This is a genomic window from Amycolatopsis sp. 505 (assembly GCF_031625235.1).
Classification (GTDB): Bacteria; Actinomycetota; Actinomycetes; order Mycobacteriales; family Pseudonocardiaceae; genus Amycolatopsis.
In genome coordinates, this window is sequence record NZ_JACKQP010000005.1 from 106,337 (window position 1) to 128,613 (window position 22,277).

At 71.1% G+C, this 22,277-nt stretch carries 26 protein-coding genes; 10 read left to right on the forward strand and 16 right to left on the reverse strand.

Features of this window, described 5'->3' with window-relative positions:
• Positions 1–28 precede the first annotated feature (28 nt).
• Together H5965_RS19580 and H5965_RS19585 are read left to right on the forward strand one after the other, a co-directional pair.
• A complete protein-coding gene (locus H5965_RS19580; RefSeq protein WP_310971471.1) occupies positions 29–574 on the forward strand; it encodes a DUF6069 family protein in 546 nt (181 codons plus the stop codon).
• Complete coding sequence (locus H5965_RS19585) at positions 571–996, forward strand: nitroreductase/quinone reductase family protein (protein ID WP_310971472.1); 426 nt, start codon at positions 571–573, stop codon at positions 994–996. The genes H5965_RS19580 and H5965_RS19585 overlap by 4 nt, the downstream gene beginning before the upstream one ends.
• A 21-nt stretch (positions 997–1,017) precedes the next feature.
• Here H5965_RS19585 and H5965_RS19590 read toward each other — a convergent pair whose 3' ends face one another.
• The 5 genes from H5965_RS19590 to msrA all read right to left on the reverse strand — a co-directional run bounded on the left by H5965_RS19590 (position 1,018) and on the right by msrA (position 6,554).
• Positions 1,018–1,821, reverse strand: a complete 804-nt coding sequence (locus H5965_RS19590; RefSeq protein ID WP_310971473.1) for an ABC transporter permease — start codon at positions 1,819–1,821, stop codon at positions 1,018–1,020.
• A complete protein-coding gene (locus H5965_RS19595; protein WP_310971474.1) occupies positions 1,818–2,792 on the reverse strand; it encodes an ATP-binding cassette domain-containing protein in 975 nt (324 codons plus the stop codon). Before H5965_RS19595 ends, H5965_RS19590 begins: the two co-directional genes overlap by 4 nt.
• A gap of 63 nt (positions 2,793–2,855) precedes the next feature.
• On the reverse strand, positions 2,856–3,371 hold the full coding sequence (locus H5965_RS19600) for an OsmC family protein (protein WP_310971475.1): 516 nt from the start codon (positions 3,369–3,371) through the stop codon (positions 2,856–2,858).
• A 68-nt stretch (positions 3,372–3,439) separates the two neighbouring features.
• Positions 3,440–5,716 (reverse strand): M4 family metallopeptidase, encoded by a 2,277-nt coding sequence (locus H5965_RS19605; RefSeq protein WP_310971476.1) that lies wholly within the window; start codon positions 5,714–5,716, stop codon positions 3,440–3,442.
• A gap of 322 nt (positions 5,717–6,038) precedes the next feature.
• Positions 6,039–6,554 carry a peptide-methionine (S)-S-oxide reductase MsrA gene (gene msrA / locus H5965_RS19610; protein ID WP_310971477.1) on the reverse strand — a complete coding sequence of 172 codons (516 nt, stop codon included), beginning with the start codon at positions 6,552–6,554 and terminating at the stop codon, positions 6,039–6,041.
• 138 nt (positions 6,555–6,692) lie between these two features.
• Between msrA and H5965_RS19615 the strand changes: the two genes are divergently transcribed.
• Positions 6,693–7,073, forward strand: coding sequence for an STAS domain-containing protein (locus tag H5965_RS19615; RefSeq protein WP_310971478.1), 381 nt, complete (start codon positions 6,693–6,695; stop codon positions 7,071–7,073).
• A 3-nt stretch (positions 7,074–7,076) separates the two neighbouring features.
• On the opposite strand, the gene H5965_RS19620 is transcribed toward H5965_RS19615, so the two are convergent.
• Both H5965_RS19620 and H5965_RS19625 read right to left on the reverse strand, forming a co-directional pair.
• Positions 7,077–7,781 (reverse strand): 2OG-Fe dioxygenase family protein, encoded by a 705-nt coding sequence (locus H5965_RS19620; RefSeq protein ID WP_310971479.1) that lies wholly within the window; start codon positions 7,779–7,781, stop codon positions 7,077–7,079.
• 28 nt (positions 7,782–7,809) lie between these two features.
• Positions 7,810–8,685 (reverse strand): helix-turn-helix transcriptional regulator, encoded by an 876-nt coding sequence (locus tag H5965_RS19625; protein WP_310971480.1) that lies wholly within the window; start codon positions 8,683–8,685, stop codon positions 7,810–7,812.
• 332 nt (positions 8,686–9,017) lie between these two features.
• On the opposite strand from H5965_RS19625, the gene H5965_RS19630 reads away from it, so the two are divergent.
• Positions 9,018–9,449, forward strand: coding sequence for a hypothetical protein (locus tag H5965_RS19630; RefSeq protein WP_310971481.1), 432 nt, complete (start codon positions 9,018–9,020; stop codon positions 9,447–9,449).
• 4 nt (positions 9,450–9,453) lie between these two features.
• Here H5965_RS19630 and H5965_RS19635 read toward each other — a convergent pair whose 3' ends face one another.
• Positions 9,454–9,759, reverse strand: coding sequence for a hypothetical protein (locus H5965_RS19635; RefSeq protein ID WP_310971482.1), 306 nt, complete (start codon positions 9,757–9,759; stop codon positions 9,454–9,456).
• A 122-nt stretch (positions 9,760–9,881) separates the two neighbouring features.
• Between H5965_RS19635 and H5965_RS19640 the strand changes: the two genes are divergently transcribed.
• Positions 9,882–10,790 (forward strand): hypothetical protein, encoded by a 909-nt coding sequence (locus tag H5965_RS19640; protein WP_310971483.1) that lies wholly within the window; start codon positions 9,882–9,884, stop codon positions 10,788–10,790.
• 61 nt (positions 10,791–10,851) lie between these two features.
• Entirely contained in the window at positions 10,852–11,289 is a 438-nt protein-coding gene (locus tag H5965_RS19645) for a L,D-transpeptidase (RefSeq protein WP_310971484.1), read from the forward strand.
• On the opposite strand, the gene H5965_RS19650 is transcribed toward H5965_RS19645, so the two are convergent.
• Entirely contained in the window at positions 11,244–11,693 is a 450-nt protein-coding gene (locus H5965_RS19650; RefSeq protein WP_310971485.1) for a hypothetical protein, read from the reverse strand. The genes H5965_RS19645 and H5965_RS19650 overlap by 46 nt on opposite strands.
• Complete coding sequence (locus H5965_RS19655; RefSeq protein ID WP_310971486.1) at positions 11,690–12,127, reverse strand: hypothetical protein; 438 nt, start codon at positions 12,125–12,127, stop codon at positions 11,690–11,692. Before H5965_RS19655 ends, H5965_RS19650 begins: the two co-directional genes overlap by 4 nt.
• A gap of 105 nt (positions 12,128–12,232) precedes the next feature.
• Here H5965_RS19655 and H5965_RS19660 point away from each other — a divergent pair, with 105 nt between their 5' ends.
• Positions 12,233–13,594, forward strand: a complete 1,362-nt coding sequence (locus H5965_RS19660) for an NAD-dependent succinate-semialdehyde dehydrogenase (RefSeq protein ID WP_310971487.1) — start codon at positions 12,233–12,235, stop codon at positions 13,592–13,594.
• A 3-nt stretch (positions 13,595–13,597) separates the two neighbouring features.
• On the opposite strand, the gene H5965_RS19665 is transcribed toward H5965_RS19660, so the two are convergent.
• Entirely contained in the window at positions 13,598–14,539 is a 942-nt protein-coding gene (locus H5965_RS19665; RefSeq protein ID WP_310971488.1) for a hypothetical protein, read from the reverse strand.
• 41 nt (positions 14,540–14,580) lie between these two features.
• On the reverse strand, positions 14,581–17,364 hold the full coding sequence (locus H5965_RS19670; protein ID WP_310971489.1) for a tetratricopeptide repeat protein: 2,784 nt from the start codon (positions 17,362–17,364) through the stop codon (positions 14,581–14,583).
• 119 nt (positions 17,365–17,483) lie between these two features.
• On the opposite strand from H5965_RS19670, the gene H5965_RS19675 reads away from it, so the two are divergent.
• The 3 genes from H5965_RS19675 (at position 17,484) to H5965_RS19685 (ending at position 19,054) form a co-directional block, all read left to right on the forward strand.
• The gene (locus tag H5965_RS19675; protein WP_310971490.1) at positions 17,484–17,636 is read left to right on the forward strand and encodes a hypothetical protein; all 153 of its coding nucleotides are present in this window, start codon (positions 17,484–17,486) and stop codon (positions 17,634–17,636) included.
• A gap of 145 nt (positions 17,637–17,781) precedes the next feature.
• Positions 17,782–18,153: a DUF742 domain-containing protein gene (locus H5965_RS19680; RefSeq protein ID WP_310971491.1), complete on the forward strand. Its 372-nt coding sequence runs from the start codon at positions 17,782–17,784 to the stop codon at positions 18,151–18,153.
• Between the two features lie 40 nt (positions 18,154–18,193).
• Positions 18,194–19,054 (forward strand): SDR family NAD(P)-dependent oxidoreductase, encoded by an 861-nt coding sequence (locus H5965_RS19685; RefSeq protein ID WP_310971492.1) that lies wholly within the window; start codon positions 18,194–18,196, stop codon positions 19,052–19,054.
• Here H5965_RS19685 and H5965_RS19690 read toward each other — a convergent pair.
• The 4 genes from H5965_RS19690 to H5965_RS19705 form a co-directional block, all read right to left on the reverse strand.
• Positions 19,051–20,775, reverse strand: a complete 1,725-nt coding sequence (locus H5965_RS19690) for a hypothetical protein (protein ID WP_310971493.1) — start codon at positions 20,773–20,775, stop codon at positions 19,051–19,053. The two genes, H5965_RS19685 and H5965_RS19690, sit on opposite strands and share 4 nt — an antisense overlap.
• Complete coding sequence (locus H5965_RS19695; RefSeq protein WP_310971494.1) at positions 20,775–21,089, reverse strand: hypothetical protein; 315 nt, start codon at positions 21,087–21,089, stop codon at positions 20,775–20,777. The genes H5965_RS19690 and H5965_RS19695 overlap by 1 nt, the downstream gene beginning before the upstream one ends.
• Complete coding sequence (locus H5965_RS19700) at positions 21,086–21,580, reverse strand: YbaB/EbfC family nucleoid-associated protein (RefSeq protein ID WP_310971495.1); 495 nt, start codon at positions 21,578–21,580, stop codon at positions 21,086–21,088. The genes H5965_RS19695 and H5965_RS19700 overlap by 4 nt, the downstream gene beginning before the upstream one ends.
• A gap of 132 nt (positions 21,581–21,712) precedes the next feature.
• Complete coding sequence (locus tag H5965_RS19705; RefSeq protein WP_310971496.1) at positions 21,713–22,276, reverse strand: DinB family protein; 564 nt, start codon at positions 22,274–22,276, stop codon at positions 21,713–21,715.
• Between the last annotated feature and the right edge of the window lies 1 nt (position 22,277).

Here is a 22,277-nt window from a genome sequence, read left to right on the forward strand (position 1 = left end):
GGCACTGCCGAGGCGAGGGAAGGCCGTGATGTCCGAGTACTACGGGAACCAGCCGCAGGACGTCCGCCCGGGGATCGACGCGCGCCGGCTGTGGGCGGGCGGCGTGGCGACGGCGGTGGTCGCGGCCCTGCTCGCGGTCGTCGGCCTGCTGATCGCCCGCGGGATCTTCGAGGTCGAAGTGCTCGCCCCAAAAGGCGAGGGCGTCTGGGGCAACGCGAGCACCACGACGTACGCGCTGGTCGCCGCCGCGGTGGCCCTGCTCGCCACCGGGCTGATGCACCTGCTGAGCGTGGCGACGCCGGCACCGTCCCAGTTCTTCGGCTGGATCATGGTGCTGGTGACGTTGATCGCCGTGGTGCTGCCGCTGACCCTGACGGTCGCACCGAGCGCGAAGATCGCCACGGCGGTGATCAACCTGGTGATCGGCCTGGTGATCGCCGCGGTGGTGAACAGCATGGCGGCCAGCGCCCGCACGCTGCACCGGCGGCGCAGCCAGCAGAGCGCCGCGCCCCCGCCGCCGACCCGGCAGCAGTGGACCCAGCAGGACCCGCCGACCCGGTACTACGACCGGTGACCGTCGTGGACATCGCGGAGACCAACCGCCGGGTGATCGAGCAGTTCCGCGCGGGCGGCGAGGTCGAGGGCATGCACCGCGAGCGGCTGGCGCTGCTCACGACGACGGGCCGGCGCACCGGCGAGCCCCGGACGGTCCCGATGATGGTCCACCGCGACGGCGACCGGTGGCTCGTGGTGGCGTCCAACATCGGCGCGCCCCGGCACCCGGACTGGTACCTGAACCTCGAGGCGGACCCGCGGGTGCACGTCGAGCTGGACGGGCGGGAGTTCGACGCCGAGGCGCTGCCACTGCTCGGGGCGGACTACGTCCGGACGTGGACGGAGCTGGAGAAGGAGTATCCGTTTTTCGCGGACCACCAGGCGAAGGCACGCCAGGCCAAGCGGGCGATCCCGATCGTGGAGCTGTCCGAAGAGGACTGATCCAGTCCTCTTCGGACGGTCCTACTTACTCGCCACCCGGCGGTACCGGGCCGTCGCCAGCGGGGCGAAGATCGCGATGATCGCCACGCAGCACAGGATCGAATACAGGGCCGCGTTCTCCGCCGGCCAGCCCGTCTGCGGGGCGCCGAACTTGTTCCCGAACAGGTCACGGGTCGCGTTGATCACCGCCGTGAACGGGTTCCAGTCCGCGATCGCCTTCAGGAACGCCGGGAGCGTGTCGGTCGGGACGAACGCCGAGGAGATGAAGCTCAGCGGGAACATCCAGATCAGCCCGGCGCTCTGCGCCACCTCGACGCTGCGCGCGGCCAGGCCGATCAGTGCGCCGACCCAGGACAGCGCCCACGCGAACATCAGCATCACCAGGTAGCCGAGCAGCGCGTCCCAGAAGCTGCCGCGGATGCGCCAGCCCACCAGCAGCCCGCACAGCGACATCACGACCAGCGCCACCACGCTGACCACCAGGTCCGACGTCGTGCGGCCGAGCACCACCGCGACCCGGGACATCGGCAGCGAGCGGAACCGGTCGATGATGCCCTTCTGCAGGTCGTTGGCGAAGCCGATGACCGTGAACGCCGAGTTGAACGCCACCGTCTGGGCGAAGATCCCGGCGATCAGGAACTCGCGGTACGCCGCGCCGCCCGCTTCGCCGCCGATCGCGTTGCCGAAGACGTACGCGAACAACAGCACGAACATGATCGGCTGCAGCGTCGCCGCCATCAGCCAGTCGGGGTTGCGGCGGACGTTCATCAGGTTGCGCCAGGTGACGATGCCGCCGTCGGAAATGCCTTTTGCGAGCGCGTTCACTTCGCCGCCTCCTCAGCCGAGGCACCGTGGCCGGTCAGGGACAGGAAGACGTCGTCCAGGGTCGGGCGGTGCAAGCCGACGTCCTGGACCGTGATGCCGTGGGAGTCGAGCCGCCGCAACGCCTCGATCAGCGCCTTCGGGCCGGTGTCGACCAGGATCTCGGCCCGCCGCGTGTGGTCGTCGCCGGACGGTTCACCCGTGCCGACCTCGCGCAGGACGTCCAGCGTCACCGGCAGGTCCGCGGCCGAGGCGACGACCAGTTCCAGGCGCTCGCCGCCGATCTGGGCCTTCAGCTCGTCCGCCGTGCCGCGCGCGATCACCCGGCCGTGGTCGATCACCACGATCGAGTCGGCGAGCTGGTCGGCCTCCTCGAGGTACTGCGTCGTCAGCAGCACGGTCGTGCCGTCGGCCACGAGCTCCTTGATGACGGCCCAGGTGTCGAGGCGCCCGCCCGGGTCGAGGCCCGTGGTCGGCTCGTCCAGCACGACGACGGTCGGCTCGGCGACCAGCGCGCCGGCCAGGTCGAGCCGGCGGCGCATGCCCCCGGAATAGCCCTTCGCCGGCCGGTCGGCGGCCTCTTCGAGCCGGAACCGCGTCAGCAGCTCCCGGGCGCGCGTGCGGGCCGCGGCCTTCTTCCGGCCGTAGAGCCGCCCCACCATGTAGAGGTTCTCGAACCCGGTGAGGTTCTCGTCGACGGCCGCGTATTGGCCGGACAGCCCGATCCGCTGCCGCACCTCGTCCGGCTCGGCCAGCACGTCGTACCCGGCCACGTGCGCGGACCCCGAGTCCGGGCGCAGCAGCGTGGTCAGGATGCGCACGGTGGTGGTCTTCCCGGCGCCGTTCGGGCCGAGCAGGCCGAGCACCTGCCCGGCCGGGATGTCGAGGTCGACGCCGTCGAGCGCGCGCGTCGAACCGTAGGTCTTCACGAGCCCGCGTACCCGGACGGCGACGTCCGGTCCCGGCTGTGGCATGGTGGCTCCCCCTTCAGGTGACCCCGACAAGCTAGGCCACCCTGCCCGATTTGTCCTCCGGGTTTATCCCTGAGCCGCCGAAAGCGTGACGGCGAACTCCGGCGGCGTCCGCAGCGACTGGAAGACGACACAGTAGCGCTCGGTCAGCTTCTTGAGCGTCGCCAGCTCGTCCTCGCCGGCGTCGGTGTCCAGGTCGAACGAAAGCCGGATGGCGCGGAAGCCCACCGGCGCGTCCTTGGCGACAGCCAGCGTGCCGCGGAAGTCGAGGTCGCCCTCGGCCCGGACGCGCCCGCCGCGGACCTCGAGACCCAGCGACGTCGCGACGGCCCGCAGCGTCACGCCCGCGCAGGCGACGAGCGCTTCGAGCAGCATGTCCCCCGAACAGGCGAGGGTGCCGTCGCCGCCGGTCGCCGGGTGCAGCCCGGCCTCGACGACCGCGCGGCCGGTCTCGACCTTGCAGGAGATGCCGAGGCCGTCCAGTTCGGCGTCGGCGTGCAGCGTCACGAGCGCGCTCTCCGGCTGCTCGCGGTACTTGTCCTTCAGCGGGGCCTGGGTCGCGCGCAGCTCTTCGGTGTCCATGCGCCGATTCTGCTCCGGAAACCACTGAAGCGGGGAGACCGTGGTCTCCCCGCTTCAGTGGTTCAGCTTCAGCTCAGCGTCACGGCCACGTCGTCGATGACGAACGAGGTCTGCAACGAGCTGTCCTCGGTGCCGGTGAACTTCAGCGCGAGGGTGCCGCCGGCCGCCGACGAGACGTCGATGGTCTTGAGCGCGTACCCGGACGCCTTGTTCAGGTTGGAGTAGCTGCCCAGCGTCGTGCTGCCGTTGGTGACGGTCAGCTTGTCGTAGGCGGTGGAGGAGGTGGTCTCCGCGGTGTCGATGTGCAGGTAGAACGTCAGGCTGGCGTGGCAGCCCGCCGGGATGCTCACCGACTGCGCGATCGACTCGGTGTGCGTGGTGCCGTAGCCGTCCAGCCAGGACGAGTACGTGCCACCGTGGGCGGCCTCGCCCTGCGAACCCCACTGGCCGATGGAGCCGGTGGTGCCGGTCCAGCTGGTCGCGCCGGACTCGAAGCCGCCGTTGGCGATCTTCTGGCCGGAGCAGCCGCCGGTGGTGCCGACCGTCCACGAGAACGACGCCGTGCCGGTCCTGTTGGCCGCGTCCTTCGCCGTCACCGTGACGTTCGAGGTGCCCGCGGTGGTCGCGGTGCCCGAGATCGTGCCGGTGGAGGCGTTGATCGACAGGCCGGCCGGCAGGCCGGTGGCCGACCAGGTGTACGGCGCGGTGCCGCCGGAAGCCGACAGCGGCAGGTTGACCGAAGCGCCGGTCACGGTGGACTGGTTGCCCGGGTTGGACACGGTGACGGTGCCGGTCGCCGAGCAGGTCGGGTCGGCCGACTGCGCCGGCACGCTGATCGCGTCCCACGCCGCCTTGACGGTGTTGAACTCGGTGCAGCTGCCCGGGAACAGGTTCTTCGCCGCGGTCAGCGTCCAGGTGCGGTACTTCAGGTACGAGCTGCTGGTGGTCTTGAGCAGCATCGCGTTGTAGAAGATCTTCACCGCGGTCTGCACGCCGAGGCCGGTGATGGTGGAGCTGTTGCAGGTGCTGCTGGTCGGCTGCCCGTTGGTCGGGTTCGTGCCCTCGGCCAGCAGGTAGAACCAGTGGTTGCCGGGGCCGGCGGCCGCGTGCACCTCACCGTTGGGAACGCTGCTGTCGTAGCAGTTCTTGTCGCCCAGCGCCGAGGGGTTGTACATGTTGCGGATCGGGCCGGAGCCGACCAGGTTGACCTGCTCGCCGACGAGGAAGTCCGGCTGGTCGTAGGGAGCGGGCTCGTTCGCGAACCACTCGGTCGCCGCGCCGAAGACGTCCGCGACGAACTCCTGGGTGCCCGCACCCGAGATGCCACCCGGGGTGTGGTCGTCGATGCCGTGGCCGTGCTCGTGCGCGACGACGTCGATCGAGCCGATCCAGCCGCCGGCGGTGTTCTTGCCGATCTGGACCTGGCTGCCGTCGTAGTAGGCGTTCTGGTCGTTGAGGCCGACGCGGATCGGCCAGCCGCCGCCGTTGCCGTCGAAGCTGTTGCGGCCCAGCCACTGCGAGAGCATCTTGTTCTCGGTCTGGGCGGCGAACAGCGCGTCGACGCAGCCGGTCTCCCGGTTGCTGGCGGTGCCGTTGCCCCAGAGGTCGTCCGGCCCGCTGAAGGTGGTGTTGTTGGCCGCGTCCTGGCAGGACGTGTTGGTGATCGTGGGGTCCTTCAGCGAGTACGTGCTGCCCGAGTGCGTGGTGTCGAGGTGCACCGGGTTCGGGCCGTTCCACGCGCTGGTGCCGTCACCGTTGAGGACGTGCTCCTGCGTCTTGAGCACCTTGCCGGTGGTGGCGTCGACGATGACGTCGAGCCGGCTCGGGCCTTCGGCGTCGCGGCCGACGACGGTGCTCTTCCACGCCAGCGCCGGCGTGCCGAGCGCGTAGACGACCTGCTGCGCCGGGCTGACGCTGTCGACCGCGGACAGCTGCTGCCGCGCGGTCGCCTCGGCCGCGGCCTGGGAGACCTTCGCCGTCGTGGTGGCGAGGTCGATCGTCTGGTCCTGCGCGACGGAGGTGCCGAGCACCTGGCCGGTCGAGTCGGTCGCGACCACGAAGTCGCCACCCACCACGGCCAGGCCCTTGTAGCTGCGCTCGTACGGGATGTACTTCAGGCCGTTGGTGGCGGAAATCGCCTTCTGGGCCAGGAAAACGTCGTCCGCGCTCGCGTGCAGCGCGGCGGGCCTGCTCGCCACGAGCCCGGCCGCCGCCGACACGGCCAGGGTCTGGGCGTCCGGGACGGCGTTCGGGGTGACGGGCTGGGCCTGGGCGGTGGTGGTCGTGCACACCGCGGCGATGAGGGCGCCGCTCGCGGCCAAGACGAATGGACGTCTCAGTTGCATCGAAGGATCTCCTCCGGGCAGGGCGAACCGGCCCGGGGTCGAGCCGGGCCGAGAACGGGGACGACGGGGAAAAATGGTGCGGCTTAGCGGAAATCAGCATCCGGTGTGAAAGCGCCGTGAACAAGCGACGAACGTACGGTCTTATCGGGAAGTCGCAATACATCCCAAATAGGACATTCGACACCATTGGGATCGCGGTCGGCGACTATACACAGAGGACTGATCGGAGATCACCGCCGTTCGGGCGATCTTCACTGCGTCCGACATGACGAAGGGCCCCTCCGCCGGTGATCGGCGAAGGGGCCCTTCGGTGCTACTGGTGTCAGGCGGTCTTCTCGCGCTTCGGGAGCTTCCAGCCCGGGCGCACGAAGTGGCACGTGTACCCGTTCGGGATGCGCTGCAGGTAGTCCTGGTGCTCCGGCTCGGCCTCCCAGAAGTCACCCACCGGGGCGACCTCGGTGACGACCTTGCCCGGCCACAGCCCGGAGGCGTCGACGTCGGCGATCGTGTCCTCGGCGACCCGCTTCTGCTCGTCGTTCTCGAAGAAGATCGCCGAGCGGTAGCTCAGGCCGATGTCGTTGCCCTGGCGGTTCTTCGTCGTCGGGTCGTGCACCTGGAAGAAGAACTCGAGCAGGTCGCGGAACGTGGTCCGCGCGGGGTCGTAGATCACCTCGATGGCCTCGGCGTGCGTGCCGTGGTTGCGGTAGGTGGCGTTCGGGACGTCGCCGCCGCTGTAACCGACCCGGGTCGAGATCACCCCGGGCTGACGGCGGAACAGCTCCTGCATGCCCCAGAAGCAGCCGCCGGCCAGGACGGCCCTTTCGGTTGACGTGGTCACGGCGTCACTCCTTCTCCTCGTGCGGTGCTACCGCCCGTTACAACTGCCCCGGACCTCCCATGATTCCACGCGGGTATTACGGAAGCCTGACGTCCGTGCGACCATGGGTGCGGGACGGGATGGCTCCCGGGAGGCGCGATGCGCGACGACGACATCGCCTCGGAACGCTCCGGCGGCGTGCTGGTCGTCGAGATGTGCGGCGAGCCGGGTATCCGGACGGTGCTGGCCTGGGCCTCGCTGCTCGAAACCGCCCTTTGCGAGCTGCCGAGCCCCCGGTCCCTGGTGATCGACCTCGGCTCGCTGGGGTTCTTGACCGCCCGCGGGGTCCGTGGCCTGTTGAGCGTGTTCGAGGTGTGCCGGAAGCGCGGGATCTCCGGCTGCCTGATCGTCTCGCCCGGGGGTGACGTCGAACGAGTGGTCCGGCTCACCGGGCTGGCCGGCCAGGTCCCGGTCTTCCCGCACCGGCTGCTCGCGGTCGCCCGCTACCAGCCGGCGGAGATGCGCTGGCTGCTGTGCTGAGCGTCAGCCGAGGCCGTAGGTCTGCGGGTGGTCCACGGTGCAGACGAGGGCGTCCCGGCGGGCGCGGCCGCCCTCCGGGGCGATCAGCGGGCTGGCCGTGTGCAGGAACCGCGCGTCCTCGAACACGATGAGCTGCCCCGGCTCCAGCCGCTGGGAGTGCACCACCGTGTCCGGGGCCTCGGGGCGGAGGAGCGTCGTCTCGGCACCGGTGCCGGCGCGGTCCACGACGTAGACGAAGACGAACTCCTCGCCGTCGGCGTGCGGGCGCGTGACGACGTTGGTGAACGTCCGGAAGAGGTTGACGCCGAACGTCCCCCGCGCCCGGCGCCGGCCGTCCGGGATGAGGCCGAGCGCGGCGCGGATCCAGGCCGCGAACAGCGGATCGTGCGCCACCGGCGTGCGCGCGTACTCGCGCCGCTCGGGGCGGCCGCCGCGGTCCTCGATGGCGATCTCGGGGTGTTCGGCCAGCACCGGCGTCTCGCCGTGCCAGGCGTACTCGACGACGTCCCGGGCCCGCTCCCGGTCGGCGGGGATGTCGCCGGGGTAGCAGCGCAGCACGTCCGGGGTGAAGTACGTGCGCAGGAGGTGCTCGCGCAGGCGCGTGCCGGGCAGGCCGAGCTCGTCGTCGGACACGACCAGGAAGCCGTCGGTGTCGAGCCGCTTCCGGTGCAGCCGGGCGTTTTCGGAACCGGGAAAAGCGAAAGCCATGCGTTGTCCCAACGTGAAGGGAAGGGGATCAGCCGAACTGCGCGGTCTGGATTTCGCGGATCAGGGCGCGGCTTTCGTCGGGCTCGAGGGACGCGGCCACGAGGGCGTCGTGGTAGCCGCGGTAGTGCTCGACCGTCTTGGCGGTCTCGATGTGCCGGAACCCGGCGTGGGTTTCGATGTGCACGATGTCCCGGTCGAGCTCGTCCTCGAACTCGAAGTAGGCGTACATGCAGCTCATCGAGAACAGCGGGGGATGGGCGAAGGGGAACACGCGCAGCTCGATGTTCGGCGCGGTGGACCGCTCGACCAGGTGGTCCAGCTGGGCGTGCATGATCTCGCGGGAGCCGACGAACTGCCGCAGGGCGGATTCGTGGGTGACCGCGACCAGCCGCAGCGGCTCCATGTCCTCGCGCTCGGCGAGCACGTGCTTGCGGTGCTCCCGCAGTTCGACGAGCCGCTCGACCTCCGTGGCCGACCACCACGGCTCGTGCGTCGAATACTGGGCGCGGGCGTATTCGGGGGTCTGCAGGAGCACCGGCAGCAGCGGGATCGTGTAGATCCGGGCCACCGTCGCTTCGGACTCGTACGCGAGGTGGGCGTCGAGGCCGGGGGTCGCCGTGGTCTGCGAGTAGTCGGTCCACCAGCCCTGCCGGCCGGACGCCTTCACCCAGCGCATCAGCCGGTCGGCCAGCTGCGTGTTCTCGATGCCGTAGAACCGGACCAGGTCGCGGACGTCCCTGGCCTGCGGGCTGCCTTGGGCGTTCTCGAGCCGGGACAGCTTCGACGTCGAGATGAGCAGTGCTTCGGCCACTTCTTCGAGGGTGCGCCCGGACTCGTCACGCAGGCTCTTGAGCGTGTCCGCGATCCGGCGGCGCGGCACGATCGGACCTTGCGTGGGGGCCATGGGACCTTCGTTCTCGCGGTGGGCCGTCCGCGATGGGACCCGGTTGGTGGGTTTCCCATCGCGTCGCGACCATACTCCATCTGGCCGCTTCCCCGGTGAAGGGCGGCCCAGTGGCGTGTCGAGCGAGGAGTTTTTCCTGATCAAGCCGCTGTTGCGCCGAACGGGTGTTCCATGCTGGGATTCCTCAGTGGGAATTGCAAAGCAAGCTTTCCCGGAGTGACACTTGCAGGGCAAGGCCGGAGTCCGGCCCGGGACCCGAGGACAGTGAGGACGCGCCAGAACGACGACCAGGGGACCGCGCCGGCCTCGGCGGACGGAACCGAGGGGAAGGAATGGCCGTGTTCGTCGTGCTGAAACCAGGGGTGCTCGTCCGGGTGCTGGCCGCCACCGCGATCCTGGCCGTCGCGCTCTTCCTGCTGCTCGGCGGCCTCGTCTCGGGCCCGCCCGGGTCATCCGGGACGCCGCCCCCGGATCCCGCCGGCGACCTGCTCGCGCGCACCACGCCGGTGCCGTACGTCGTCACGGGAACGGGTCGGCACGGCCTCAACGTCCGGTCCTGCGCAGCCTCGACGTGCCGCCGGGTCGGCTGGGTCGCCGAGGGCGGCACCTTCGAGGCGGAGTGCTGGACGCACGGAACCCCCGCGTCCGGCGACGACCGGTGGCTGCGCGGCACGGCGGCCGGGCGCACCGGCTACGCGGCCGCGCACTTCCTCCGCGGCAGCGGGACGCCGGAGTGCGGGACGGATCCCGCGCGCCGCACGTGAAGGGTCACTCGCCGCGCATCGAGCGGCGGATCTCGGCCAGCCTGTCCTTGGCGGCCTGGTCGCGATCGGCGATCTTCTTGTCGAGGGTCTCGGCCGTGTTCTCGGTCCCGAGACCGGCGACGTCGACCGAGCCGAGCGACGTGGTGTACCGGTTCTCGATCTTGTCGCGGACGAAGTCGAAGCTGGGCACGCCACCCTCGCTGTAGTCCGCCTCCGGCAGCGGTGGCGACGGGATCGCCAGCGCCTCGGTGGGGGTGTCGTCGACGATTTCGCCCTCGACCACGTTCGGGTCGCCGTCGGGTTTGCTCATCTCCCGACTTTAGCGCCGGTGTGGGCACTCCGGCCGTGACCAGTGGGTAATTCGGCCGTGGGCCCGGCCGGCGCGGTGGGGAATTCTCGGCGTGCACAGCCGGTGTCCGGAGGGAGCAGACCATGAGTGCCGGGGCTTACCGCGCCGAAACCGCGGAAATGGGAGCGGTCGTACGGGCGGTCGAAGACGTCGGGTCGTCCTTCCTGTCGGCCACCCGCGACCTGGAAGGCCTGGTGCTGGACGCGTTGTCCTTCGCCGGGATCGGCAGCGGCGTCGCGGCCGCCAACACGGCGCTGCACTCCACGCTGGGCAGCGCGCTGCAGAAGCTGCTCAGCTTGCTGGTCAACGTCAACCAGAACGTCCAGAAGGCCGCGGACGGGTACCACGCGGCCGACTCCGACGTCGCCCAGGCCTACGGCGGCGGTGGGCAGGGCGGGGGTGGCGCCGCGGCGGCCGCGGCACCGCAGCAGCTCGACCCGCGGGTCGTCGACTCGATCATGCGGTCCGAAGGCGCGACCGGGGAGCAGGGCGGCGTGCCCGAGGCGTACGGCTTCCGGCAGAACATGCACAACGGCTACGACCGGATCATCGCCGCGCGCGAGCAGTACGGGATCGGCAGCGCCGAGGAACGCGCCGTCGTCGCCGACCTGATGACCGCGAACGCGCGCACCGCCGGCGCGCTCAACTTCACCGACCCCGGCACCCAGGCCGCGATCATGTCCGGCGCGCACATGCGCGGCGCCGGCGGGGTCCGCGCGATCCTCAACCACATGGCGGGCGAGGACATCGTGCGCAGCTCGCGCACCCTGAGCGACGCGACGATCCAGCACGTCCAGGGGCTGACGCCCGAGCAGTTCCAGCAGGAGTTCCGCGACGCCCGCGTCGAGTACGACCGCCAGGTCTACGGCGGGACGACGACCACCCAGGGCGGGCACACGCAGAACTGGTGGGACCGCTACGGCAACGGCCTGACCCGCCGCTACGACCGCGAGCAGGCCGAATTCCTCGGGCTTTCGCAGCCGCCGAACTGATTCGAAGATCGCCCGAATGGGCACTCCCGTTGAGTAGCCGAACGACAACGGGAGGCACACGATGAACCGGAGGATGATCGCACTTCTGGGCGGGGTCGCCGCGATGGCGGGGACCGTGGCGTTCGCGGGAACGGCCGAAGCGGCGTCGACGCCGTGCAGTGCCGAAGCGAAGGCCTGCGTCCAGCGCAGTTCGAATACCGCGTGGCTGACCGACGGCGCCGGGAACGTCACCTACGGCGGCGTCCCGATCACCGTGGGGCTGCCGAAGTACCCGACCCCGGTGGGGAAGTTCCACGTGCAGTACAAGGACATCGACCACTACAGCAAGCAGTACAACGGGCCGATGCCGTACTCGGTGTTCTTCACCACCACCGGAGTCGCGTTCCACCAGGGCAGCCTGAAGGTGAAGTCCCACGGGTGCGTGCACCTTTCGCACGCGGCCGCGGTGAAGTTCTACACCTCGCTGCACCCGGGTGACGTCGTCGAGGTCGTGCCCTGATCCGTCCGGTGTGGACGGTCGAGGAGCGCGCCGGTGACGGCGCCGAACACCAGGTGGTCCAGGATCTGCGGCCCGCGTGGCAAGGCCCGCACGGCGGGGTAGGCGTGGGCCGCGATCCCGAGATCGAGAGCGGCGATGGCGAGTCCCGCGATCGCGCCGCCGCCGGCCCCGAGCCGGTGGCGGCGCGCGATCGTGGCGAGCACGCCGGTCCAGGCCGCGGAAACGGCGAGGTGAGCGATCAGCCCGGCGACGACGCCGGGCCGGTCGCGCCGTCCGGGGAGCAAGGTGCCGGCCGCTCTGGTGGCGGCCAGGACGTCGGCGCCGGTGAGGAGCGCGTGGGCGGTCGACGGCAGCCCGCTGACCACCGCGGCGATGGCGCCGGCGCGGGCCGGTCTCACCGTCATCCCGCCAGGTAAGCCGCTACCCGGATCCGCAGGCCTCGGACGCGGGGGAGCGCGATGGTGAACGTCCGCGCCGGCCGGTAACCGGGCCAGGGGTCGCCGTGTGTGCAAGGTCCGGCGAAGTAGACGAAGCCGTCTTCGTCGTCGTAGCGGCCGGGTGACCAGATGGCCGCGTCACCCGCGCGACGGTCCGGACAGGCCGCCCGGGCGATCCAGTAGTCGTCCTTCTTCATGACGCGGCGCAGCTGCGCCGCGAACTCCGGCAGTTCGGCCTCCGGCAGGCCGAGGCCGCGTCCGCTCCACACCCGCGGCGCGCGTTCCGGCGTGCGGGCGGGGCAGCCGAAGGTCACCGCGGCGTCGGCGTACTGCCGGGTCCAACGAGCGGTTTTCGGGGCCGGTGCGGCGAAAGCGGGTCCGCCGGTGAGTTCCAGCGTCATGGGGGAACGATAGTCGATCAAGCGGCCAGGGGTACCGCCGCGCGGGTGCCGATCTTTCCGCACATAGTGTATACAGTATCCAGTAGCCTGGCGAAGGAGGCCGCTTTGTACACAGTCACCAACCCGGCGACGGGCGAGCTGGTCGACGAGATCCCGAACGCGGCCGACGAGGAGGTCCGCGTCGCGATCAAGCGGGTGCACCGCGGGTACGCGGCCTGGCGGGCCCGGCCGGTCGCCGAGCGGGCGGCGGTCGTCCTGCGCGCGGCGGACCTGTTCGCCGAACGCGCGGACGAGCTCGCCGCGATCATGACCCTGGAGATGGGCAAGCGGATCAACGAAGGCCGCGGCGAGGTCGGCGTCGTCGCCGACATCTTCCGGTACTACGGCGAGCGCGGCCCGGACCTGCTGGCGGACGAGCCCCTGCCGATCCGCGGCGGCCGGGCGGTGCTGACGAAGGAGCCGATCGGGGCGCTGCTCGGCGTGATGCCGTGGAACTTCCCGTGCTACCAGGTCGCCCGGTTCGTGGCGCCGAACCTGGTGCTGGGCAACACGATCCTGCTGAAGCACGCCTCGATCTGCCCGCGATCGGCGGTCGCGATCGAGTCGCTGCTGCGGGACGCCGGCGTGCCCGCGGACGCGTACGTGAACGTCTTCGCGTCGAGCCGTCAGGTCCCGTGGATGCTCGCGGACCCGCGCCTGGCCGGCGTGTCGCTCACGGGCAGTGAGCAGGCGGGCATCGCGGTGGCGGCCGAAGCCGGGCGCAACCTCAAGAAGTGCGTCCTGGAACTGGGCGGCTCCGATCCCCTGATCGTCCTGGACACCGACGACCTGGACGAAACGGTCAGAACCACGGCAACGGCCCGGATGCGCAACTGCGGCCAGTCGTGCAACGCGCCGAAGCGCATCATCGTGGTGGGCGAGCTGTACGAGGAGTTCGCCGACCGGTTCGCCAAGCGCGTGACGGAGTATTACGTCCCGGGCGACCCAGCAGACCCGGCAACCACCCTGCCCCCGCTGGCATCAGCGTCGGCGGCCGACGAGGTGGCGGCCCAGATCGAGACGGCGATCGCCGAGGGAGCAACGCTGCGAGCGGGCGGCCACCGAATCCCAGGCCCGGGAGCGTACGTGGAGGCAACGGTCTTGACGGACGTGACACCACAGATGGCGGCGTATCACGAGGAGATCTTCGGCCCGGTGGCGCTGCTGTTCCGCGCATCGACGGAGGAAGAGGCGGTGGCCTTGGCGAACGACACCCCGTTCGGCTTGGGGGCGAGCGTGTTCGCCACCGACCGCGTCCGAGCGGCCCGAGTGGCCCGCAGGATCGAGGCGGGGATGGTGTACGTGAACAAGTCGGGCGGCTCGGAGGCGGACCTCCCGTTCGGCGGGATCAAGCGGTCGGGACTGGGTCGGGAGCTGGGGGCGTTGGGGATTGAGGAGTTCATGAACAAGAAGCCCATCCGCCTCTGAGGCCTACTTCTTGATCGACTGCATGCAGTACGTGGTCGCCGTGAACGAGCCCGGCATGCTCCAGGAGGCCGCCTGGTCCGCGCCCGGGAAGTCCTTGCAGATCTCCTGGATCGTCTTCGACAGGCCGTCCAGCTTGCTCAGGCCGTCCACCTGGCCGAGGACCTTCGCCGCGCCCTTGGTGCAGGGGGCTATGTGGAGCTCGTCGTTCGCGCCGGGTGCCATGCAGTCGCCGGGCTTGGGCCTGCGGTTGTCCGGGTTCTTCAGGTCCTCCAGGCACAGGATCTTCGAGGACAGGCTGCCCTGGCGCTTCCACTCCATCGAGGCTCCGGCGGAGGGGACCTTGGTGCACACCGCGGTCGTGACCCCGGCCAGTGCGCCGCCGTTCTCGATGCCGGCGACCTTGTAGGTCGCCTCCGGTCCGCATGGGACCTTTTCGGTGTGGGCGGCGTCGGAAAGTTCGCCCTTGAGGCAGTCGCCCACCTGGGGCATGCCCTTTCCCGGGTTCTTCAAGTCCTCCAAGCAGAACAGCGTGCCCGTCGAGACCTCGGTGCCCTCCCAATACGCCGCGGTCGCCGTCGGGAACTGGTCGCAGCCGCCGAAGTTCATCGATACCTGGTGCTGGTCCGGGACCTTTCCGACGATCTTGTAGCTCGCCTCCGGGCCGCAGGCCACCGAGCTCACGCTGTCGGCGTGGTCCGGGTTGCCCTTGAGGCAGTCCCCGACGTTGCTGCTCTTGGCCGGGGCCGACATCAGCGCGGTCGCGACCGCGATCGCGCCCACGATCGCGAGGAACACGAGGGGAAGACCGACGCCCAGCGCGAGTTTGAGGCCGCTGCGCTTCTTGGGCGGCACGCCGACCGGGTACGGCGGGTAGTACGGCGTCGGGACCTGGAAGGGATTCGCTTCCGGCGCGGGCTTCTGCGGTCTGTCTTCGGGCGTCGTCATGGAAGGTCCCCCCAGGTCTGAGCATGACTGGTGGCCAGAGCTTAGCCGGAGATCAACTCGTCGAGGAGAACGCGCACTTCCTCCGCCTCCGGTGCACGCAACTCCGTGTAGGCAACCAAAGCCGCTTGAAGGTGCGACAGCGCCTCGACGTCGTTCCCGGCCGCTCGGTGGGCGACCCCCAACCCGTGCTGGGCGAGTGCTCGTTCCCGAAGGTGACCGGTCCGGCGGGCCAGCGCCAACGCCTTCTCGTACAACGCGATCGCCTCGTGGCCCGTCTTCGTCGCCGCCAGGTCGTTCAGGGCCGTCACTTCGAGATTCGTGATGCCGCCGACCCGGGCGAACTCCAGCGCGCGGCGGAAGTGGTCGTCGGCTTCCCGCGGACGGCCCAAGCCCGCGTACGCGCTGCCCAGCGCCGACAGCACCGGGCCGCCCAGGCCCGGCGAGCCGAGGTCCTCCGCGATCCGGCCGCTCTGCCGCAGGTACTCCACCGCCTCCAGGTGGTTGCCGCACCAGCGGTGGTGCTCGCCGATGTTGCACAGCGCGATGCCCTCCAGCAGCGCGTGGCCCGTCCGGCGCGCCGCCGCGAGGGCCAGGTCGTACTGCCGGCGGGCCTCCGGGCGGTGGCCGCGGATGTCGTCGATCGTGGCGATGCTGTTGCGGGTCATGCTCTCCAGCAGGTCGTTCCGCTGCGCCAACGCCAGGGAAAGGGCCTGCTCGAGGTGCTCGGCGGCCGCGTCGAACCGGCCGAGCAGGACCAGCGTCATGCCGACGGCGTGGTTCGCGAAGCCCCGTTCCCGCGTGCCGGGGCTCGTCAGCGCCAGCGCGGTCGTGTGGAGCGTCAGCGCTTCGTGGTGGTGGGCCGCGATGTACAGGTAGCGCCAGAGCGTCGCCGACAGATCGATCACGTGCCCGGCCAGCGCCTCCGGAGCGCTGGTGGCCAGCGCCACCAGCGTGGTCCGCTCGGTGTCCAGCCAGGCCCGGGCGGCCTCGCCGGACGCGAAGGCGGGGCGCGGACCGGGCGGGCGCGGCCGCAGGTAGGGCTCGTGCGGGGAGAACAGGTCCATGGCCGCCGACGCCGAGGACAGGTAGTGGTCGAACAACCTGGTCGACGCCGTGAGGCGGGTGGCCTCGTCGTCGGTCGTGGTCACCAGCTCGGCCGCGTAGAGCTTGACGAGGTCGTGCATCCGGAAGCGGCCCGGCTGGTGCTCCTCCAGGAGGTTGGCCGCGCACAGCACGCGCACCGCCCGGGCGTCCCCGAGCAGCGCCGTCGCGGCCGCGCGGCCGATGTCGCCGGCCGGCAGCAGGCCGAGGAGGCGGAACGCGGCCGCGGCGGCCGGGGAGAGCGAGCGGTGGGAAGCGTCGAACACCGCGCGCAGGCTCGCCGTCAGTTCGCCGGTGTCCAGGGCGTCCAGCCGGCCTTCACGCAGTTCGGCCGCGAGCGCGGACAGCTGCCGGTCCGGCTGGGCCGCGACGCGGGCGGCGACGATCGCCAGCGCCAGGGCCATCCCGCCGCACTGGGTCAGGATCTCCTGCGCCGCCTCGGGTTCCTCGGCCAGCAGCGGCGCACCCACCTTGTCCGCGAGCAGCTCCCGCGCCTGGTCTTCGTCGAGGGTGCGCAGCGGCAGCGCGCTCGCGCCGTGCGTGGTGAGCAGGCCGCCGAGCTCGTGCCGGCTGGTGATCAGGACCGAACAGGACGACCCGCCGGGCAGCAACGGCGTCACGTGCCCGGTGTCGCGCGCGTTGTCGAGGACCACGAGCAGCCGTCGCCGGGCCGTGAGGCTGCGGTACAGCGCCGCCTGCCCGTCCGGGTCCGGCGGGATCGACGCCGGCGCGACGCCCAGCGCGCCGAGGAAACCGCGGACGGCCCGCTCGGCCGGGACCGGCTCGTGGGCCGGGTCGAAGCCGCGGAGGTCGACGTACAGCTGGCCGTCGGGGTAGCGGCTCGCGTGGTCGGTCGCCCACCGCACGGCCAGCCACGTCTTCCCGAGGCCGCCCGCGCCGGAGATCACCGCCACCGCGCCGTCGCACGACAGCATCCGGTCGAGCGCCGCCAGTTCGGACGCGCGTCCCGAGAACGACGGCGCCGCGGCCGGGAGCTGCCGCGGTTCCGGGCCGCTGCCGGTCAGGATCCGTTCGTGCAGGCCGCGCAGCCGCGGGCCGGGGTCGGCGCCGAGTTCGTCCGCCAGGCGTGCCCGGACCTCCTCGTACTCCCGCAGCGCGTCGGCCGGACGTCCGTCGAGGAACAGCGCTTCGATCCGCTGGGCCGCCGCCCGTTCGTCGCTGCCGCCGGGGACGGGCCGGGCGAGCACGGCGGCGTGGTCGCCGGTGCGCAGCCGGAGGTCGTCGCGGTCCAGCACCGCCGCGTCGCGCCGGCGCTCCAATTCCCTGCGGACGCCGTCGACCCAAGGCGAGTCCAGTTCGCTGAGCGGGGTGCCGCGCCAGAGGGCCAAGGCTTCGTCGTACAGCGCGAGCGCGGCGTGCTCGTCGCCGGTCTGCTTCGCCTGCCGGAGGAGGCTGTCGAACCGGTGGACGTCCACCAGCAGCGGATCGGCCTTCAGGAGGTAGCCGTCACGTTCGCGCTCGATCGTGACGCCGTCCAGCGCGCCCAGCAAGGTACGCAGCCGTGAGACGTACGCGTACAGCGAGTTCCTCGGCTGCCGCGGTGGCCGTTCGCCCCACACGCGGTCGATGATCCGGTCGGCCGGGACCGCCCGGCCGGCGTCGAGGAGCAGCACCGCGAGCACGTCACGCTGCCGCGCGGGCCCGATGTCGAGCCGGGTGCCCCCGGTCACGACCTCGACCGCGCCCAGAACCCGCAGTTCCACCACGTCCGCCCCTCCCTGCCTCAGGCGTAGCGGATCGGCGGCGTCCCGGCAAGGTCCGGCCAAGGTTTTCCCAATGGTCCCCGGGCACCGTGACGGCACGGACGACGAGGGGAGCCCCGATGATTTCCGACGCCTACCTCCGCGCACGCATCGCCGAGGTCAAGCAGGAGTTCGCCGCCGCCTACCGGTGGCGGCGGCGCCTGACGCGGCTGCTGGCCGCGCCGGGGAGGCGCCGGCGGAGTTGTCAGAACCCTGATAATCGGGCTCGATGACCTTCCTCCCTCGGAGTGGTGTCGCTCAACGGCGCTGCTCCGACCTGCAGTTTACCGTCCGTTAGCCTGTTCGGTCGATTGCGGTGGAGTCGATCACGGTGTCGAATAATCGCCTACAAGGATTAATCGCCGTGAGGAGCTGGCTGTGCACTGGGGGACCGCGCTCGAAGACGGAGGGGCGGCGGGGCTCGTCCGTCCGTACTTCCGCACCCATGGCCGGACGCGCCCGACGCGGGACCTCCCCGTCGAGACGCTCGTCTCGACCACCGCGCGCGGGCGGGCCATGACGCGCGGGAGCACGCAGGAAGAGTCGGAGATCTGCGTGCTGTGCCGCACTTCGCAGTCGGTCGCCGAGGTGGCCGCGCGGCGGCGGCTGCCGCTCGGCGTGGCGCGCGTCCTGCTCTCCGACCTGGCCGACCGCGGCCTCGTCGCCGTCCACACCGCGAAGCGCGGCAACGGCAACCGCCCCAGCATGGACCTGATGAAGCGCATACTGCACGGCCTCAGCCGGCTCTGACCCCGGCCGGTAGCGTTGCCCCGGACGGGGAGGGGCAGCGATGCGGGTTCTGGTGACCGGGGGCAACGCGGGAATCGGCTACTTCGCCGCCGAGCAGCTCGCTTCGGCGGGCGCGGAGGTGGTGATCGGCAGCCGCGACCCGGGCAAGGCGCAGGCCGCGACCGAGTCGATCCGGACGCGGGTCCCCGGCGCGAAGGTGGGACACGTCCGGCTGGACCTGGCCGACCTGGGTTCGCTCGAGCCGGACGTGGGCGAGCTGGACGCCGTCCTCTGCAACGCCGGTGTCGCGCTCGACGCGCCGCCGCGGCGGGAAACCCGGGACGGGCACGAGCTGATGTTCGGCACCAACCACCTCGGCCACTTCGCGCTGGTCGCGCGCCTGATGCCGGTGCTGGCCCCGGCCGCGCGGATCGTCACGACGGGCAGTTTCGCGGCGAAGTCGTCGAGCCTCGATTTTTCCGATTTGCAGAGTGAGCGGGACTACCGGCCGAAGCGGGCCTACGAGCGGTCGAAGCTAGCGCAGATGTTGTTCGCGCTGGAGCTCGACCGGCGGCTGCGGGCGGCGGGTTCCCGGCGGATCAGCGTGCTCGCGCACCCCGGCGGCGCGCTCGACTCGCTGACGCCGTCCCGGCCGCCGGTGCACACCCGCACGGCCGGCGCGTGGCTGCGCGGGCTGCCGGCCCGGGTGGTGCTGCACGGCAAGGACGCCGGAGCGCGACCGGCGGTGCGGGCCGTCCTCGACCCGGACGTCGAGGGCGGGCAGCTGTGGGGCCCGCGCGTGTTCGGCCTGCGCGGGCGGCCGCGGTCGGAACGCCGGTGGGCGAACCTGACCGACGACGCGGCCGCCGCGCGGCTGTGGGCGGAAAGCGTGGCGCTGACCGGGCTGGAGCCGCTCGGCTAGTTGTCGTCGTCCCCGCCGGTGACGTTGCCGATGCTGGCGGGCACGCCCTTGATCATGTCGACGACGGTCTTGCCGGCCAGGCCCGACTTGCCGAACCACGGGTCGGTCATCACCTTGATGGCCGACTCGAACTTTTCGGCGCCTTCCTTGCCGAAGAGCTTGCCGAGCTCGTGCACGGAGAAGTTGCTGATCTTGTCGAACTTCTGCATGATCTCGGGCGTCACACCGTCCATTTGGGACAGTTTGGTCTTGATGACGTCGGTCATCTGGTCGGTGAACGGCTTGTGCGGCTTGGGATCCGGGGTGGCCGGGGTGGTGTCCGGCTTCGGATCCGGGGTGGTGTCGGGCTTGGGCTCGGGAGTGGCCGACGCGGGGGCGGGCTCGGGTTTCGGTTCCGGGGTGGCCGACGACGACGAGGGTGCGGGCTCCGGCTTCGGTTCCGGCTTGGGCTCGGGAGTGGTGTCCGGCTTGGGCTCGGGCTTCGGCTCCGGAGTCGCCGAGGAGGGCGCGGGTTCCGGCTTCGGCTCGGGTTTGGGGTCCGGCTTCGGCTCGGGGGTGGTGTCCGGCTTGGGCTCGGGCTTGGGTTCCGGGGTGGCCGACGACGATGAAGGCGCGGGTTCCGGCTTCGGCTCGGGCTTGGGGTCCGGTGTCGTGTCCGGCTTGGGCTCGGGCTTCGGCTCCGGAGCGGCCGAGGAAGGGGTGGTGTCGGGCTTGGGTTCCGGCTTGGGCTCGGGTGTCGTGTCCGGTTTGGGCTCGGGTTTCGGCTCCGGGGTCGCCGAGGAGGGGGTGGTGTCCGGTTTGGGCTCGGGTTTCGGCTCCGGCGTTGCCGACGAAGGCGTGGTGTCCGGCTTGGGGGCCGGGGCCGGGTCCGGCTTGGGGGCCGGTGTTGCGTCCGGCTTCGGTGTCGGCTTCGGAGTCGGCGTCGGGGTGAGGCTGCTCGTCGGGGGCTTGGCCGCCGCCAGGTCGTCGCCCGCCTTGCCCAGCTTCGTCAGCGCCTGCAGCAGGTCGCCCAGCTTCTTCGCCAGCTGGGCCAGCTTCGCGCCGATCTTGCCCAGGGCCGTGGCCACCGTGCCGATCGTCGTGCCGATGAAGATCGCGATCGACGCCCCGAACGTCACCGGGGCCAGGGCCGCCGCGATCAGGGCGCCCTTGATGATCGTCGCCAGGAGCATGGCGATCAGGTCGCGGAGGATGCCGCGGAACGCGCCGACGATGCCGCCGGCGATCTTCATGTTCTTGCCGGCCTCGTCGAGGTAGCCGCCGAGGGAACCCAGCTGCGCCGTGACCGCGTCCATGTCCTTCTTGAACTGGTCCGCGGCCTGCCCGCTCCAGTCCTTCAGCAGCGTGTCGAGCGCCTGCTGGTGGTCGGCCGACCACTGCTCCAGCTTCTTCTTCTCCGCCGTGAGCGCCTCGCTCGCCGCCGCGATGCCGATCGGGTCGCCCATCAGGATGTCCAGCGGCCAGCGCAGGATCGTGATGTGCTCGATGAGCCAGCCGATCCCGGCCGTCAGCAGGCTGCCGATCGGGTCCAGCACGAGCCCGATGGTCTCCAGCGCCATGCCGGCCGAGCCGATGCCGATCGCGACCTTGTCGTGCTCCTTGACGGCCTTGTCCAGGCCGATCGCCGCCTCGAAGAAGCCCGCGCCGGCCGACGCGTTGTCGCTGTTGAACAGTTCCGAACCGTGGAGGCTGACGTCCTTGCTCTGGTAGTCGTCGCCCACTATCCGAACCTCACGATCGAGTTCACGGCGTCTTCTTCACCCGACTGGTAGCGCTTCGCGGCCTCGGTGACCTTGTCGGCGAACTCGCCGATCGTCTTGGCGTACTCCCCGAACTGGTGGTGCGCCTTGTCGGTCCAGGTGCTCGCGCCGGCCGCCATCAGCTGGCACGCCGGGTTGATGCCGAACATGCCGGGGTCGCACACCATGCCGCCGACGAGGTCCGCCGTGCTCTGCAGGTTCTTCTGCAGCTCGTCGAGGTGCTTGCCGAAGTTCGCCAGTGGGTCCGCCGAGACGCGGAAGCCGCCGCCGGTCACCAGGGGTTCGATTCGTCGTCGGAACGGTCGTCGGCCGCGGGACGGCGCCGGGGCGCGGACGGCGGCGACGGCGGAACGGCCGGGGGCGGTGGCGTGGGCTCGGCGTTCTCCGGCGCCGCGAAGTCGCCGTCCGGCGGCGGGTCCGGCGGGAGGAAGGACCGGACCATCGCGGTCGACTCGCCGTCGCCGTTGATCGTGGCGAACGAATCCGCGACGGCGCGGGCGGTCTGGCGCTGGGCGTCGCGCACCGCGCCCATGATCGCCGCCGTCAGCCGGGCCGGGCCCAGCTCGCACGCGCGGTGGCCGAGCTCGAGGTTCGTCAGTGCGCCGTTCGGGGCCAGGGTCACCGTGACCGAGCCGTCGCGGGTGCGGACCGTCGCCCCGGCCGCCGAGAGCGCTTCGTTCAGCGCGGCCGCCTTCGACTGCATCTCCCGGACCTGCCGCTCGAGCAGGAGCTGGAAATCTTCGCCTGGCCCCAGGTTCGGTTGCACTGGATCGACTCCTCGAAACGCCGGCGCACTCGGCCGGACGCCTTGATCGGCCAGGTTAGCGCACACCGGATGGTCGTCCGGCGTTAACGGGGAGTATGCCTGGTTGTTCCCTCGATGGTGCCCTTGTGCCCTCTACTGTGGACCCTCGGCCGCCCGGGCGGCCCGCTCCACCTCGGCGTACCGGGCCTCCCAGAAGCTCCCGTCCCGGTCCGACGCGGTCGTGCCGTCCAGGTGCTCGCGCAGGATGTCCGCGTGGCCCGCGTGGCGGTTCGTCTCGGTCAGCACGTGGACGAGGACGTTGAACAGCAGCACGTCCGGACGCGGCCACCAGGGCACGTGCCCCGGCGCGTCGACGGCCAGCTCGGTGATCGTCGCGTCGGAGTGGGCCCACGCCCGGCGGTAGCGGGCGACGATCTCCTCCCGCGACTCGTGCTCCGTCGCCCACATGTCCGTGCCGCGCGCCGCGAGGTCGTCCCACCGGGGCAGCGGCTCGGGGAACGGCCTGCCGAAGACGTCGCCGAAGTACCGGGCCTCGGTCAGCGTCAGGTGCTTGACCAGGCCGAGCAGATTGGTCCCCGTCGCCGTCAGGGGACGGCGGACGTCGTACTCGCCGAGCCCGTCCAGTTTCCCGAGCAGCTCCTCTCGCACTTCGCGCAGGTCGCCGTGCAGGTAGTTCTTCGCGAACTCGTCGATCATG